Here is a 15751-nt window from a genome sequence, read left to right on the forward strand (position 1 = left end):
CATCATAATAATTCTTTCCTGTCTTCTTATTTATCTCTATCCAATAATTTATTGAGTTGGAAAACTATTAAGTTTTATGTTTACATCTATTGTTGGTGAATCGTTAAATAGATACATACTCATTTTTATTTTCCCTATTCTTTAATTGAAACATAAAAATTGTTTTTGTATAATTTATTTCAAAACTGAATTTTTAGAGAGGATTCTTTTTCAATGAAATTTTTACGTTCTATAATTTTATCTTTATTTTTATCTCTATCTTTATTTCTTTCAGGTTGCTCATCTAATCCATCTACTCCCACAATAAACAAAACCACCCAAACTTTTAATATAAACTCTATTCCTGAATACAACGGAGAACCGTATACAGTTATTAATGACAATATTCCATTTTTCTCTGAATCAGATTTAACCACAAAATCTTTTGAAAAATATAGCGACTTAGATTCACTTGGACGAGTTGGTGTTGCATTTGCAAACATTGGAAAAGATATTATGCCAACAGAAGAAAGAAAAAATATATACCACATTAAACCTACAGGTTGGCACAGTGTAAAATATGATATTGTTGATGGAGAATCTTTATACAATAGATGTCATCTTATAGGATTTCAACTTTCTGCTGAAAATGCAAACGAAAAGAATTTAATGACAGGAACAAGATATTTAAATACTCAGGTAATGCTCCCTTTTGAAAACATGGTTGCTGATTATGTAAAAGAAACAAATAATCATGTTCTTTATAGAGTTACTCCAATTTTTGAAGGAGATAATCTTATTGCAAATGGGGTTTTAATGGAAGCAAAATCAGTTGAAGATAATGGAAAAGGAATTTTATTTAACGTGTTTGTATACAATGTTCAACCAGGAATAGATATAGATTATAAAACAGGTGAAAGTTCTTTAACAAAAACATCATCTAAAAATAATTCTACAACCTATGTTTTAAACACAAATACAAAAGTTTTTCATTATGATTTTTGTTCATCTCTTTTAAATACCAAAAATTCAAATAAACAAAATTCCAATGCTGATAGAACAATTTTAATTTCTCAAGGATATTCCCCTTGTCAAATATGTAAACCATAAAAAAGGATACAAGAAACTTGTATCCTTTTCTAATATTTTAATTAAATTTTTTAGACAATTTTAATTTAAACGATTTTTAAAAAAACATCTCATTAAATCGATTTTAAGAGGTTATTTTTGCATACTTAATATAAAATTACATTTAAAAAGTAAATTCTTTTAAAATTGATGTAGAGTATATTAAAATCAATTATATTTATTTTGTAATTATTTGTTAATATTTTTGTTACATTTTTCTCAAAAAAAGAGAACGTTTATAACGTTCTCTAATATTAAATTATTTAGTTTTGAGTTGATAATACTTTTTTCATTCTTGAAAATGCTATAAAACACAAAATCATTTGAACTATTACAAATGGTGCATATATAAACATAAGCAAAATAGATACAGCATACAATATGCCTGATACTAACGCTGCCCATCTCAGTTTCATTGCCCATCCTATCCAATTAAATAAAACTCCTAATCCAACTAATAACATATGTGGCGTAACTAATGCTGACGCTATTCCAGCAGATATACTTTCTATACCATCTGATGAAAATATTCCACCAATAAAATAATTTAAAATATAAATCAAATACGCTGTGCTTAAAATTCCTGATATTAATAATAATTTACTTCTTTTCATAACCTTAACTCTCCTAACTTTCAATCAATTTTTTACCTTCATATAAAGTGCAAAATTCATCATAATAAGGATTTTTCCAAGTAGTTCCATCAAATGTTTCATAAGATTCTACAATTGCTTTAAAAGTTTTTATTTTTGAGTTTTCGCTTAGAGCTAGTCCACTATTTTCATCAAATGTTCCACCAGCAACAAGATTTATATCAGAAAAATTGACTTTCTTAACATATGTGGTATCAGAAAAATCAAATTGACCTTCAATTTTTACAGGTAAATTATTTTCATCCCATGCAACGAAAGATACAACTACATTTTTTATATCTTGATCTGTATTATTTTTAATAGATACTGTTAACAAGTCAGGATATAATGTTTTAAAATTATCATCTTGTATAACATACTCAGTGTCAACAATAAAAATTGGCTGTTGAGCCAACTGTGAATTTAATTCTTCTACAGTTATCATATCATTTGACATTTGATTCGTCTCTTTTGGAGTATCATTAGTAATATTAGTATCATTTTCTAACTTTACCTCAACTGACATATCATCAGTTAATTTCTTTCCCTCGTATAAAGTGCAAAATTCATCATAATAAGGATTTTTCCAAGTAGTTCCATCAAATGTTTCATAAGATTCTACAATTGCTTTAAAAGTTTTTATTTTTGAGTTTTCGCTTAGAGCTAGTCCACTATTTTCATCAAATGTTCCACCAGCAACAAGATTTATATCAGAAAAATTGACTTTCTTAACATATGTGGTATCAGAAAAATCAAATTGACCTTCAATTTTTACAGGTAAATTATTTTCATCCCATGCAACGAAAGATACCACTGCATTTTTTATATCTTGATCCGTATTATTTTTAATAGATACTGTTAACAAGTCAGGATATAATGCTTTAAAACTCTCATCTTGCACGACGTATTCAGTATTTATTACACTTACGGGTTGACTTGAAAGTAAATTTTCAAAATCTACTGTATTCATTACTTGTCTTTCTTCAATTGACTTATTATTTTCAACATTAGTAGTGTTATCTACATTTGACTGATTTGATTTATTTGAAAAAGAACATCCAACAAATATCATTAATCCAGTTAATGATATTACTACAACATTTATAATTTTTTTAATCAATGAAAAACACCTCCTAAATTTTTAATATTTAAATTAAAAAGTCATTTAGATACATTTAAACGTTTTACTACAAATGATAAACTATGCGTGTAATTGGATAATCAAATTAAACTCAAACATACCCATTGTAAACAATATTAGGATAAAAATCAATTATTTTTTTAATATACTTAATTAATAATAAATCGATTATAATTTATACTTAAATATTACAAAACTGGAGATTCTTAAATCCATTTATATTGTGAACACCTTAAACAACTTTTATACCCCTATCCCTTCTTTTTGAATCCTGAATTTTTTTCTCGTTAATCAAACTTTTAATTTATTTTGCTTTCAAGTTATCAACTTATTTTTTACAAATAAAAAAGACAACTAAAAATTAGTTGCCTTCAAAAATAATTAGATAATACTAGTAACTATAAAATCAAATGTAAAATACACCGCTAAAGTAACTAGTCTTAATAAAATTTGTAAAAACAGGTTATCTTTAATTTTAAAAACTCCATCCAACAAATCACAAATATATTAATAGATTATCCTTCAATATAAGCTCTTTGAATAATTGGTTTTGCTTTTTCCAAGTCGTCCATATTTCTCAATTTAATTGATAAATCTCCTGTTCCATAATGTCCAATATTTCTAGCATCTCTAGTGAATCCTTCTTCTAGCTCAACCGTATCTGGATTAAGTTTTAAATACATGAGTACGTAACTATTATAAATCTCTATACACGCTATATTTTTGACCTTTTTATATGCTAAATATAATTTTAATTGATTGGCAACTATGTCATCTCCCAAAGATTCAATATAACCGCAAACTGATTCGTAAATATTTAATATATTTTTAGGTACAGACAATAATTTTTCCAAATGCGTTTTAGTTCCATTAGATGATTGCTTAACATTTTCAATTTTCTTATCATCTATTGTCTTAACAACAGGTGCATTCAAATGCTCAAATAATAATAAGTTTTCTCCATATTTCTTATATCTAACCAGTTTGATATTTCTTTGCATTTGATTAACGGCGTGCAAATCATATTTTGTAAAATCATTAGCAATGCAAATAACACATGGAACTGACCAATCAATTTTGTTGCTAGCTTCCATACCAAATTTTTCAATAACAAGAAGTTTAAAATCAGATTTATGATCTAATAGCCAATCTAGATAAAATAATCCTTGATTAATTACATTTTCACTACTGCTTCGTTTATATTCAAAAATAACGGGACTATTATTTTCATCAATTCCAATACTATCCATACGACCATTTGTAATTATGTACTCACTTTTAAGAAATCTTACACCGAAGAAGGTTTCCATATTTTCTTCAATTAAATTTTGCAATTCTTTTTCAAGAAAAACTGTTGATGCAATTTTCTCTTCAATCTTTTCTTTGATTTCAAACAATTTTATATCAGCCATAATAATTCTCACCTTCAAAACAAATAATTACGAATTGACACCATTAATTATATAGAATTCAATTGTCTATTACAAAAATTATTTCATAGCTTGTGATTTAAATATCAAATTTCCATATTAAAAAAGCAATTAGAAAAATTCCAATTGCTTTTATCTAANNAAAACTCCTAAATTTTGAGCTATTTCTTTAAGCTCATCTGATTTAATCATTTCTTTAACCGTTTCTAAAAGAGCTTGTCTGTCGTTATTGTATTTTGTTATGCTACCTTTAAATATTTGTTCAATTCTTCCATATTAACTTTTAAATCATTCCCGTTGTTTTGTCCATTACCTGAATTCACACTTCCTAAAACACAAACATCACATGGATCTGAATATGAAGATATTACATTTTTGAGATAATCACTATAAACATTTTTACTTCTTGATAATCTTGAACAATCTCTATCTAAATGAAATAGTTTTCCATTTGTTTCTCCTATTTAATTAATTTTAAGTCTTCATAATATTAACGATATAAATATGTATAACTTTAATAGTTTTCTTGTGTTATAGATTATTTGTTTTTAAAAAAACAAAAAGAGATACAATTTTGTATCTCTTTCAATTATTTAATAGTTTAAAATTTAAATTTTTATTCTATATAAGATAATAATTTTAATTTTTCGTATAAGTATTAATTATAAACTCATCAGTTAATTTATCAAAAATAGCATTTTCAATATTTTTTTTCAAAATCCTTATATTATTAAATCTTCCAATATTATTTCCAAACCACTCTAATATATTTGTATCACCTATAATATGTTTTTCCTCATCGTTCAAACTACTTATAATATCGTTATAGTGTTTATTAAGTATTATTTCCTTATCTATTTTTGATAACTCATCAAATTTAATACAACAACTTATCCTAGAAAACATAGCAGATCCCAATGTTTTTTCAATTTCTTGCTCGTTTTTAAAATTACTTGTACAAATAAATATAGCTTGTCTTAAATCCACCTCATAATTTGTATCTGTGTACTTTCCTTCATCAAACAACTCATAAAAAGCATTATAAAGAGATGAATTAACCTTATCAAATTCATCAAACAAAATTATATTTGTTTCACGAGACATTAAATCTCTAGCAAAACTTCTTTTTGAATGTTCAGATCCAAATATATATTCATAATTTTCACTCGTGTGCATCATAGAAAATTGAATTCTTAAAAGTTCTCCCCCCAATGTCTCACTTATATTTTTCACAGTTTGTGTTTTTCCTACCCCTGAAGGTCCATATAATATTAACACTATAGGTTTATTTTTTTTATTTATACTTAAACGATACAATGCACTTATAATTTGTTTTTTACAATTAGATTGTCCTTGTATATCACTATTTAAATTAGAATATATCTTAATTAAATTTTCTCTTGAAATACTCTGATATTCATGTATCTTATAATCTATGTTATCTTTATAATAAAACTTAAAAGAATCTTCGACACGTTTAGGAGGATTATGTAAATATAAATTTTTTATATTAAATTTTGACGTAACTATTGCTGCGAAATTCAATAAAACATGGTAATTCACTGAACTATAATCATCTGCATTCACAATCAAATTATCCAAATCATATTTATTACTATCTTTTTCATCCATATATTTTATTAATTCATGAAAATTACTTCTAGTATTTTCACCAATATTTTCATCTAAAAACTTTTTAAAATATTTCTTAGGACCTAAAAATATAACAACTTTATTAATCATTATCATCCCGTAACTCCTGCAAGTAAAACATCAAATACTTCTAATTCCTCTAACTCCTTCTTTTTATCTGATTGTTCTTCTATATCTAATTGTTTAGAGTTTATATCTTCCTCTTTACCCCCTTCATAAGATGGGTTATCAGAGCTATTATGTGTAGATACAAAAGAATCTATATCAAATTCTTTATTAATATTTAAATTATCTAATTTTGTTTTCCCAACTTTTATCGCCCAAATATACAAATCCATTTTTAATAAATCACTTATTGTATATCCATTTCTAAAAGAATTTATATTAAATCTAAAAATTATTTCATTCTCATCCTTTTTCCCCAAAAACTCATAATATCCTTTAGCAGAACGAAGAACTTCATCTAATTTAACTACAGAAATATTTAATTCTCCTGTTTGTATTACACTGTCATCTTTAAGTATATTAAGATACGGAGTTATCATAACCATATGTGCTAAAGAATCTTTAACAGCAGATATCTTATACCCCTTAAAATTTTTTATTATCCTATCATTAGAATCAGGTTGAGATTCTACCATTTTTATAAAATCAGATAAAATAGTATTTTTAACTATATTTTTAACCATTTTATCGCTGTTAAATGAAGTTTTAATAGATGCATTCCCTTCAATATTAATTAATGCTTTAAAAATTTTAGAAATACCTATTTTACCCTCTAATTCACCAGATTTATTATTTGAATCAAGTAATTCCATAGTTTTCTCCATTTTTCCCTCACACAGAATCTGGAGGTAATCTGTCGAAGATTCTTCATCAAAACATACAACTTTACATATTTTACTCTTTTCTTTATTTTCCACAAAATCACACCTTTCCATCTAAATCTTACCTCTAACTGCACGAGCTAAAATTGATTTTTTTATAAGTTCAATTTTATTAAGAATCGATTCAATTAATTTTTTCGCCTTCTCTTCTTTCTCGAAAATATTATCTAAAATGTCTACAATCTCTTTTTGTTCCTCTAGTGGTGGTAATGGAATTAAATATGATTTTATTTTCATTAATGAAGTTCTAACTCTGGTAATACCTTGAACTTCATCATAAATTTGATTTTTAAATACATTACTATTTATTGAATATAATAAATATTTTCTGTTTATTAATGGGTGCGGAACAAATTTAATAACATCAGAAGATAAAATATAATTTTTTTCAATATCAGGAACTTGTATAGCTCTTCCTGCAGGCATCATCTTAGTGATTACAATATCTCCACAACTAACCATACTTCGTTTTATTGTTTCAGCATGAATAAATGACGTATATTTTACATTTTCATTTTTCCATCCTTCTTCACCAATATTACTTATTTGAATAATCCTAACTTCTGGTTCATTTATATAATGTTCTTTTTTCAAATTACTGCCAAATGGTCCATCTGCAAATGAATTATCTTTTGTATCTGATAATTCTCCTAATCTCACCCACTTCCAACTTTTTGGAATTTCAAAAGGAATTTCATCTTGAGAAATTTCTGGAAGTTTCTTTTGCTTCTTGAATTTTTCTTCTGAGATTAATTTCTCTTTCTCAATTTGGATCTTTTCGTATAATTCTTCAGACGTTTCATATTCATCAAGTTGTTTTGATAATTTTCCTTGTATTGCAAGATGCAAAATTTTTGCCTTACGCAATTCAAATGTATTTAATGCAGAAATAGCTTTTTCCTTCACTTCATCTAATTTTTCAAATAATCTGTCAATTAATTCAGAAATCCTTTTTTGTTCGCTTAATGGTGGAAGAGGAATGAATTTTTCCCTTAAAAATCGAAAATACCTACTATATCCTCTATTCTCAATATCATGAACATTATATTTTAAAAAATAATATAAACATTTTTCATTCATATGTCCCATAGGCTTTAAAATTTTTGTTCCATCAGCTCCTACAATGAAATTAAAATCTACAAATTTTAATGTTTTACTATGATCTCCAAATATAATTACTGGTTCTGAATTTATATCAATAATTTTATTTTCATCATTACTAAATCCTTCAATCATGTTTAATGATTGACTTATAACTGGTATTTTTCCTGTTTTTAAAATTTCTTTTTGTTGTATTTGTTTTCCATTTGTACTTATATTTAGAACTATCGATTCTAATCTCACCCACTTCCAACTTTTTGGAATTTCAAAAGGGATTTCATCTTCAGAAATTTCTGGAAGTTTCTTTTGCTTCTTTAATTTTCCTTCTGAGATTAATCTTTCTTTCTCTCTCTGAATTCTCTCATACAATTCTTCAGCCGTTTCATTCTCGTAAATCTCATCAACTACTTCATTCATTCTTATTCAACTAACCTTTCTTCCACCGAATTTAATTCATCCATAACACTTTTAAGTAAAGACAACGATTCTTCCAATTCAAAAATACAATTTTCAATATTCTCTATTGGACTTTCAAGTTCATCATAATTCAAAATAGATTCATCTCTAATTAATCCAAAATCAAGACTGTTTCCTCTCTTCTCAATCTCTTCTCGTGTTAAAACACTCCATCTTTCATCTCCAACTTTTCTACGATCCTCAGCTTCATAAGCCTCTTCAAACTTTTTGAAATCCTCTCTCTTAAGTGGATTCGTTTTCCCAAAAGAAGGCATATTAGTTCTCATATCATAAACCCATACTTCTTTTGTATTATCTTTATCTTTTTCACCACGTGTAAAAAATAACACATTCGTCTTAACGCCTTGAGCGTAAAATATTCCCGTCGGTAATCTCAAAATTGTATGTAAATTACATTTGTCCATTAAGTCGCAACGAATTTTCTCTCCCTGACTATCAAACAAAACATTATCAGGAAGAACAACACCAGCACGTGCTTTCCCATCAGCTTTCAAACTTCTATAAATATGCTGTAAAAAATTCAACTGTTTGTTGCTCGTACTGAAAGTAAAATCATCACGTGTCGCTCTCTCTCCTCCTTTTTTCGTCCCAAAAGGTGGATTCGTCAAAACAACATCATAATCACACATACTTTTTCCTTCATTAGATAAAGTATCTGCAAGTTTAATTTCCCCTTGAATATTGTGAAGCATAGCATTCATTAAAGCTAGTCTGTGAGTATCACGCACAAGCTCACACCCACTAAAAGCTTTAGTTTGTTGAAATATTGATTCTTCTTCACTCAAATTAAACAAATCGTCCGTTCTATTTTTTATGTATCTATCTGCAGCTATCATAAATCCAAATGTTCCACAAGCTGGATCATTACATAATTCTCCAACCTGTGGTTTTATTAAATCAACAATAACATCAATAAGAACTCTTGGTGTGAAATATTGTCCAGCTCCAGACTTTTTTTCACTAGCGTTCTTCTCCAAAAGTCCTTCATATAAATTCCCAAGTTCCTCTTCATCTTGAGAATACCATTCAATAGAATCAATAGTAGTAATAATTTTCTTCAAATTATTTGGTTCTTCTATATTCGTTGATGCTCCTTGATAAATCTTTTTAACAATGCCTTGTCCCTTAGTTCCTAAAAAATCTAAAAGCTCTTTATAAAATTTCTTAAGTTCAATTCCATCATAAGAAATAAGTTTTTCCCATCTGTAATTTTCATCTATTAATTTTTCAATTTCTTCTCCCTGTTCCTTAGCCATTTTTAAAAACAAAATATATGTAAGTTCCGTAACATATTGATGATAGGTTATACCATCATCTCTTAAAACATCACAAAGTTTCCACAATCTTGCTACGATTTCACTACTTGTCATGCACTTTTTCCTCCATCATCATACAAATACTCTTTCAACTCAATTATAATATTTTCAAGTTCATTATTAAATGCTTTATTAATTTTATTAAATCCGCCTTCTCTTTTAAAACGCGTATCACTTTCAAACACATCTAAATCAAAAACCAATTCTTTAATTAAATAATTTTCAATTCTTTCAAGCCACTTCAACTGAATTTTAGAAAATTTATATTTCTTTTCAAGCTTCTTAACTGCATCTTTAACCCTATCTTCAATATTTAAAAGTGGTGAACCTATTGCGTATCGTCTAATAATGCTAATAATATCTGAAGATATTTCCTCATTTGTTAAGTTTGAAATTGCAGAATTAAGTTTATTTTCATCAAAACCTTCTCTATCAAGAATTAATTTTAAATCCTTTAAATCTTTTCTTGTTAACTCCCTTGGTTTAGTACAAATAATTTTTAATGCCGTAATTTCATTCATATTGTTCTTCAAGTATTCACTAAAAGAATCTAAATAATCTTCTGGTTTATCAAAATTTCCATAATTACGAGTAACTTCTAAAAAATCATCTTCTTTATCTGAAATTATAATTCTATCTAGCTTGTTTGTGGATTTAGTTTTTTCAAGAAAATCAAAAAGATTCCTATATAAAATTATAAAATCTTTCGCAGTTTTAAAATCTTTACACTTTATTTCATTAATAAACTCATCTGGATTTTTCCCACCACTTAGACTAATAAAGTTTTCTAAATCCTTACCTTCTTTAATAGATCGTTTCTTTCTTTGAATCTTTCCAATAATTTGATCAATTTGATAATTTATTTCTTCCTCATTTTCTACACCATGAAGAATATCTATAAGCCTATTAAATGTTGTAGAAGAATCTACTACGGCAGGTTTCATTGTATTAAAATCTTTCAACGCATCATAAACACCAACTGCGTCAAAAATATTAAAATGAGTTTTATTAATTTTATTACAAAGCCTTGTTGCCCTTCCGAGCATTTGCTCAAAAAGAATTCTAGATTTAACACATCTCATAAAAACTAAATTTGTTATCTCTGGAACATCAATTCCAGTTGTAAGCAAATCGACCGTAACTGCAATACTTGGAAATTTTTCATTTTTAAATCTTTTAATAGCTTCTTGAACTTTTCTAGGATTTCCTCCACCAACACTTCCAGTAATTTTCATGATAGCATTATTATCAATTTCAAAATTTGCATATATTTGTTTTAAAATTGAAACTATCATATCTGCGTGTTTATCATCTACTGCATAAATTAAAGTTTTTCCTTGACTACTATCTTCAGGATCAATGTAACTTGCAATTTCTTTTAATACAGTTCTGTTAAAATTTTCTGTGATAACTTTACGATTAAAATCTTCAACATTAAAATCAATTTCATCATCAATCTCTTCACTATTTAAAATTTCTCCAGTTACATTATCATAAACAGCCACTTTATCTCCCGAATTATAATGTATACCTTCCGTATTCAATTTTGTTTTTATATTATACGGTGCATCATGGTCAACTAAAAAACCATCAATAACAGCTTCTCTATATGTATACTTAAAAACTGGAGCTCCAAAAATTTCAGTAGTTTGAAGTGCCGGCGTTGCAGTTAACCCAATTTTTATCGCATCAAAATAATCTATAACAAACCGATATTTACTCTGATAATCAATATGATTGTCATATAAAAACTCCGTATCACTCATATCTCTATCTAAAACATATCCCCTATGAGCTTCATCAACAATAATAAGGTCATAGTCTGTTACAGAAGGCATTTTTTCTTCATCATTATAAATAAGTTGTTTAACCATGCTTTGAACTGTAGCTACCTTAACCCTTGTTTCCTTATCAATTTCACTATCATTCAATCCTTTGATGTTATAAATATTATCTAAAGTCATTAGCTCTTCTATTTTAACTTCTTTAAAAACATCTTGAGCCTGCTCTCCTAATGACGTACGATCTACTAAAAATAAAATACGTTTAAATCTGTTACTCTTTAAGAATCTATAAATCATTCCCAAAATTGTACGTGTCTTACCTGTCCCTGTAGCCATAGCTAATAAAACATTCTTTTTCCCATTAATTACAGCTTTCTCAACCTCATCAATTGCCTTTAACTGATATTCTCTTAAATTTAAACCGTCTTCATCTCTTAAAAAGTCATTAGACAATTCTTTTAACTTTTCATTACTATTTTCAATATCTTTATCTAACAATTCCATTATACCTTCAGGACTAATCCACCCACTTAAAGGTCTTGGAACATTAAATGGTTTTCTCAAATCAAGAAACCATATTCCAGATTTAGTTTTATATTGTTCTAAATATTTACGTCCATTACTAGCAAAAACAAATGGAACTTTATACTCTCTACTTAAATCATAAATATATGTATAATCTTCATCACGGATATTTTGGGAATATTCTTTACATTGATAATCAATTACAGAAGAAATATCTTTATGTTCTGCTTTAGCTTCAATAATCCCAACCATTTTTAATCCTATAAACAAAACATAATCTACAAAACCCTTTTTACCATCTTTAGAAATTGTTGGCCATTCAGAAATCGCAATATTACGACCTTTACTCGGCCTAATTCCCTTAGAATATTTTAAGTTTTCAGAATCTACCTCCCATCCTACTTGACGTAATTGTTTATCAATTATAAAACGAACTTCAGCTTCTGATTTTCTTCGATTATTTGAAACTACATTTACACGTTTTACACGTTCCTCACGCTTAATCTTTTCTGAATTTCTCGCTACACTTTCAGCTTCACTTTTTAATTTTATCACTAATTTTTCTTCAGCTACTTTGTCAAAACTAAACTCTTCTTGATTATCTTGTGGCATTATAAATTTTTTGCTTTTATAATTCCAATCTCCATAAGTTTGCATAAACCACTCGCAAAGACTATGAGTCATTTCTAAAAGAAGTTTACTATCTGAAGTTGAAGAATAATTTTTATGTACAGCCTTATTACGTTTATCTCGTAATTCATTTAAAATATCAACTAAATCTTTAGTTAATAGTCCTTCACTATGTAAAAATTTAATTTTAATCGCTGCATTATTTTTTTCAGGCAACAAAACGTTATCATATATAACTATCAAATTTACGATGGTTTCACCAATCATACCTAATTTTGTCAAACAAGAATTTGAATCTGTATAACAATATTTTTCAGCTAAACTTCCAAGATTAAAAAGAATTGGAAACTTATCTTTCAAAAACTCAAAATTAGAAATCATATATTTATCCCTCAATTTTAAACTAATAACTATTAATCTATTATTTCCTGATTATAATTTTATAAAAATAATTTTTAAAATACAAACTAAATCAATTTCCTCATGGATATTTCTTGATAGTTTACAACCCGTAAATTATACAAAAGGAATATTAAAAATGTTAGGAGAAGTATCTATTTGGTTATATATTTTAGGATTAATATCTATTTTCTTAATTCCTATTCCGTTTCTTATATTTTCATCAGAAAAAAATAAAATTATATCAATATGTCTAGCACTATATTATTGGATAATTGCATTATTTTCACTTTTAGGAGATTTCCCTGTACCTATTATAGGATACGGAAGTTCTCCAATAATTGGATATTTTATCGTATTACTATGGCATATTGGCACAATCAATAATAATTAACACTATTGAATTACTAAAAAATATTAACAAATCCACTATATAAAATAAAAAGAGATGTAAAAATTACATCTCTTTTTATTTTTGTTTCAAAAAATCTTTAAATTTTTGAACATCTGTATTTATTATAAGTTCACGTGGAAAATTTACCTCATCTATAAGCCTTAACGCAAATTCATTTTCTCCAACACATGTATTAAAATGAGCATCACTTCCTATAGTAATAAATGCTTCTTCTTTTTTACATATTTCTAACATCTTTTTCGCATTTTCTTTTGTATTTGCTCTACTACTCGTTGGCTTTAATGAAGAATTATTTAATTCTACAAGTGTATTTGTTTGTTTTGCCTTTTTTATTACAGCCTCAAAATCAATAGGAACATTCCCATCTTCAGGATGTCCAATAATATTAACATATGGATTTTCCATTACATTTAAAAATGCTTTTGTATTCTCTTCTATCGTTCCCGCTTTTGTACATATAGGATGAAAACTTGCTATAACAACATCAAGTTTACTTAATACTGAATTTGTTAAATCTACATTTCCTTCAAAATCTAAAATATTAAGTTCTACTCCCATAAAAATTTCAACATCATGAATAATTTTATCTATTACTTTAAAATTTCTAAAATATACACTATCTGGAGCTCCAGGCATTTTAGGAGCATGATCTGTTATACAAAGTAATTTTAATCCTTTTTTATTTGCTGAATATGCCATTTCATTAATAGTTGAATAGGCATGACCACTGGCTATTGTATGAGAATGTGTATCTAATAAAATTTTCATTAAATCACCTCTATATTTAACGTTTATATTAAAATATTATCATATAGAAAGAAATTATTTAATTAAAAAAGTGTCATAACTTATGCAGTTACAACACTAATTAGAGATTAAGTTCATATTTACAATATTTTTTTAATTTATTAAATAGCTTTAATTCATCCATATTCTTATTTTGAATGTAAAACCTATAACCAAGTTTAACAAATTTATAAGGATGCTTCAAATAACTATCAAATAAAGTTTTTTCAAACTCACTAAATTTATAATATTTATTATAAACTTTATATATATCATTTAATACTTTAGTATCAAAACTATTTTTATAAAACACTCTACGTGCAAATCTAGCTAAATCATAAACCTTATTATTTAAAGATATACCACCAAAATCAATCAAATATATTTTATCATTTTTACCTAATATAAAGTTTTGGTAATATAAACTACTATGACAAATAATTTTATTTTCACTTAGAAATTTATTAAAATTATTTTCATTTAAAATATTTATAATTTCACTTATTTTTAAAATAGCTTTATCAATATTCTCATAATAAAATTTATCAAGTTCACTTAAAGAATTCACTTTTGTGAGTTTATTTTTAATATCGTATAAATTAAATATATCTTCCTCAAATTTTTCGATCCAATCAGAATTATCTTTTAAAATCATAGAAAAATCATTTACATTTTTAATAGCTTCATGAAATAAATAAATTGTTTTGGTACACTTTTTTATTTCCTTAACATTTTTAATATTGACTTCTCTTCCATCAACCCAACTAAAACAAGCATAAAATTTATTTTCAAACTCAAAATAAAATTCATTTTTCAAATTATAATATATATTTTGAATATATTTAAAATTATTATATTTTAAATGATTTATAATCTTTTTTGTATTAAAAAGTTTTGTTTTAGAATTGAACTTTTTAATAAGTAAAATTCTATCTTTAGAATTAATCTTATAAACACTTCTAAATTTCTGTATATTGTAATTAGATATACCGTAACTTTTTACAATATTGTCTATATGTTCTATGAAGTTCAAATTTCCCAATCCCTATAAATAATTACAATAAAACTTATTAAGGATATTTAAAAATTATAACAAAATACTTATAATATATCTTTTAAACTGTTCATTTTTTCTAGAATTTCATTTACTTTAATATATTTAAACTTAAAAATGTTATTCATCTCTTCAAATTCATCAATTTTAAAAAAATAATTCTCAAAATCTACTTTTCCTAAAATGTATTTACTTCTTGAAAAATCATTTAATATTTCATCAATATAGTTATCTATTATATTTGTTTTAAATTGAAACTGAGAAAAATTAAAATATATAACATTATCTTTATTAAAATCTATTTTAAAAGTTTTATTTATCTTTAGTTCTTCAGAGTCATTAATTAAACTATAATTAATTTTCATATTGTTATTATTCAAACTACTATCATTCATCAAACAGTAAATCATAACA

Annotated in this window: 13 protein-coding genes; 2 read left to right on the top strand and 11 right to left on the bottom strand. The window is 25.9% G+C overall.

The annotated features are described in order from the left end of the window. Window positions 1–213 precede the first annotated feature (213 nt). The gene (locus tag A6P36_RS05140; protein WP_066761633.1) at window positions 214–1089 is read left to right on the top strand and encodes a DNA/RNA non-specific endonuclease; all 876 of its coding nucleotides are present in this window, start codon (window positions 214–216) and stop codon (window positions 1087–1089) included. Window positions 1090–1370: 281 nt separating this feature from the next. Here the strand turns inward: A6P36_RS05140 and A6P36_RS05145 are convergent, their stop codons facing one another. The 8 genes from A6P36_RS05145 to hsdR form a co-directional block, all read right to left on the bottom strand. Then, window positions 1371–1721: a hypothetical protein gene (locus A6P36_RS05145; RefSeq protein ID WP_066761634.1), complete on the bottom strand. Its 351-nt coding sequence runs from the start codon at window positions 1719–1721 to the stop codon at window positions 1371–1373. Window positions 1722–1734: 13 nt separating this feature from the next. Then, window positions 1735–2859 carry a DUF5780 domain-containing protein gene (locus A6P36_RS08415; protein ID WP_066761639.1) on the bottom strand — a complete coding sequence of 375 codons (1125 nt, stop codon included), beginning with the start codon at window positions 2857–2859 and terminating at the stop codon, window positions 1735–1737. Between the two features lie 536 nt (window positions 2860–3395). Beyond that, complete coding sequence (locus A6P36_RS05155; protein ID WP_066761640.1) at window positions 3396–4292, bottom strand: endonuclease NucS domain-containing protein; 897 nt, start codon at window positions 4290–4292, stop codon at window positions 3396–3398. 657 nt (window positions 4293–4949) lie between these two features. Next, entirely contained in the window at window positions 4950–6059 is a 1110-nt protein-coding gene (locus tag A6P36_RS05160) for an AAA family ATPase (protein ID WP_242861667.1), read from the bottom strand. Next, window positions 6056–6904 (bottom strand): DUF6414 family protein, encoded by an 849-nt coding sequence (locus tag A6P36_RS05165; protein WP_066761643.1) that lies wholly within the window; start codon window positions 6902–6904, stop codon window positions 6056–6058. Before A6P36_RS05165 ends, A6P36_RS05160 begins: the two co-directional genes overlap by 4 nt. After that, window positions 6905–8368, bottom strand: a complete 1464-nt coding sequence (locus A6P36_RS05170) for a restriction endonuclease subunit S (RefSeq protein WP_066761648.1) — start codon at window positions 8366–8368, stop codon at window positions 6905–6907. Window positions 8369–8370: 2 nt separating this feature from the next. Beyond that, window positions 8371–9798, bottom strand: coding sequence for a class I SAM-dependent DNA methyltransferase (locus A6P36_RS05175; protein WP_066761650.1), 1428 nt, complete (start codon window positions 9796–9798; stop codon window positions 8371–8373). Continuing rightward, window positions 9795–13064 (bottom strand): type I restriction-modification system endonuclease, encoded by a 3270-nt coding sequence (gene hsdR / locus A6P36_RS05180; protein ID WP_066761652.1) that lies wholly within the window; start codon window positions 13062–13064, stop codon window positions 9795–9797. The genes A6P36_RS05175 and hsdR overlap by 4 nt, the downstream gene beginning before the upstream one ends. A gap of 157 nt (window positions 13065–13221) precedes the next feature. Here hsdR and A6P36_RS05185 point away from each other — a divergent pair, with 157 nt between their 5' ends. Beyond that, window positions 13222–13476, top strand: coding sequence for a hypothetical protein (locus tag A6P36_RS05185; protein ID WP_066761654.1), 255 nt, complete (start codon window positions 13222–13224; stop codon window positions 13474–13476). A gap of 75 nt (window positions 13477–13551) precedes the next feature. Here A6P36_RS05185 and A6P36_RS05190 read toward each other — a convergent pair whose 3' ends face one another. The 3 genes from A6P36_RS05190 to A6P36_RS05200 form a co-directional block, all read right to left on the bottom strand. After that, on the bottom strand, window positions 13552–14265 hold the full coding sequence (locus tag A6P36_RS05190; protein WP_066761659.1) for a phosphatase: 714 nt from the start codon (window positions 14263–14265) through the stop codon (window positions 13552–13554). A 100-nt stretch (window positions 14266–14365) separates the two neighbouring features. Next, the gene (locus A6P36_RS05195) at window positions 14366–15316 is read right to left on the bottom strand and encodes a spore coat protein S (RefSeq protein WP_066761661.1); all 951 of its coding nucleotides are present in this window, start codon (window positions 15314–15316) and stop codon (window positions 14366–14368) included. A 68-nt stretch (window positions 15317–15384) separates the two neighbouring features. Next, complete coding sequence (locus tag A6P36_RS05200) at window positions 15385–15747, bottom strand: hypothetical protein (protein WP_066761663.1); 363 nt, start codon at window positions 15745–15747, stop codon at window positions 15385–15387. Window positions 15748–15751 lie beyond the last annotated feature (4 nt).

Source organism: Candidatus Arthromitus sp. SFB-turkey (assembly GCF_001655775.1).
GTDB lineage: Bacteria > Bacillota > Clostridia > Clostridiales > Clostridiaceae > Dwaynesavagella > Dwaynesavagella gallinarum.

Coding starts and splice junctions, on each gene's coding strand:
- A6P36_RS05190 (WP_066761659.1), bottom strand. CDS start 14,265: ATGAAAATTTTATTAGATACACATTCTCATACAATAGCCAGTGGTCAT.
- A6P36_RS05200 (WP_066761663.1), bottom strand. CDS start 15,747: ATGATTTACTGTTTGATGAATGATAGTAGTTTGAATAATAACAATATG.
- A6P36_RS05170 (WP_066761648.1), bottom strand. CDS start 8,368: ATGAATGAAGTAGTTGATGAGATTTACGAGAATGAAACGGCTGAAGAA.
- hsdR (WP_066761652.1), bottom strand. CDS start 13,064: ATGATTTCTAATTTTGAGTTTTTGAAAGATAAGTTTCCAATTCTTTTT.
- A6P36_RS05155 (WP_066761640.1), bottom strand. CDS start 4,292: ATGGCTGATATAAAATTGTTTGAAATCAAAGAAAAGATTGAAGAGAAA.
- A6P36_RS05160 (WP_242861667.1), bottom strand. CDS start 6,059: ATGATAATGATTAATAAAGTTGTTATATTTTTAGGTCCTAAGAAATAT.
- A6P36_RS05140 (WP_066761633.1), top strand. CDS start 214: ATGAAATTTTTACGTTCTATAATTTTATCTTTATTTTTATCTCTATCT.
- A6P36_RS05145 (WP_066761634.1), bottom strand. CDS start 1,721: ATGAAAAGAAGTAAATTATTATTAATATCAGGAATTTTAAGCACAGCG.
- A6P36_RS05175 (WP_066761650.1), bottom strand. CDS start 9,798: ATGACAAGTAGTGAAATCGTAGCAAGATTGTGGAAACTTTGTGATGTT.
- A6P36_RS05165 (WP_066761643.1), bottom strand. CDS start 6,904: ATGGAAAGGTGTGATTTTGTGGAAAATAAAGAAAAGAGTAAAATATGT.
- A6P36_RS05185 (WP_066761654.1), top strand. CDS start 13,222: ATGTTAGGAGAAGTATCTATTTGGTTATATATTTTAGGATTAATATCT.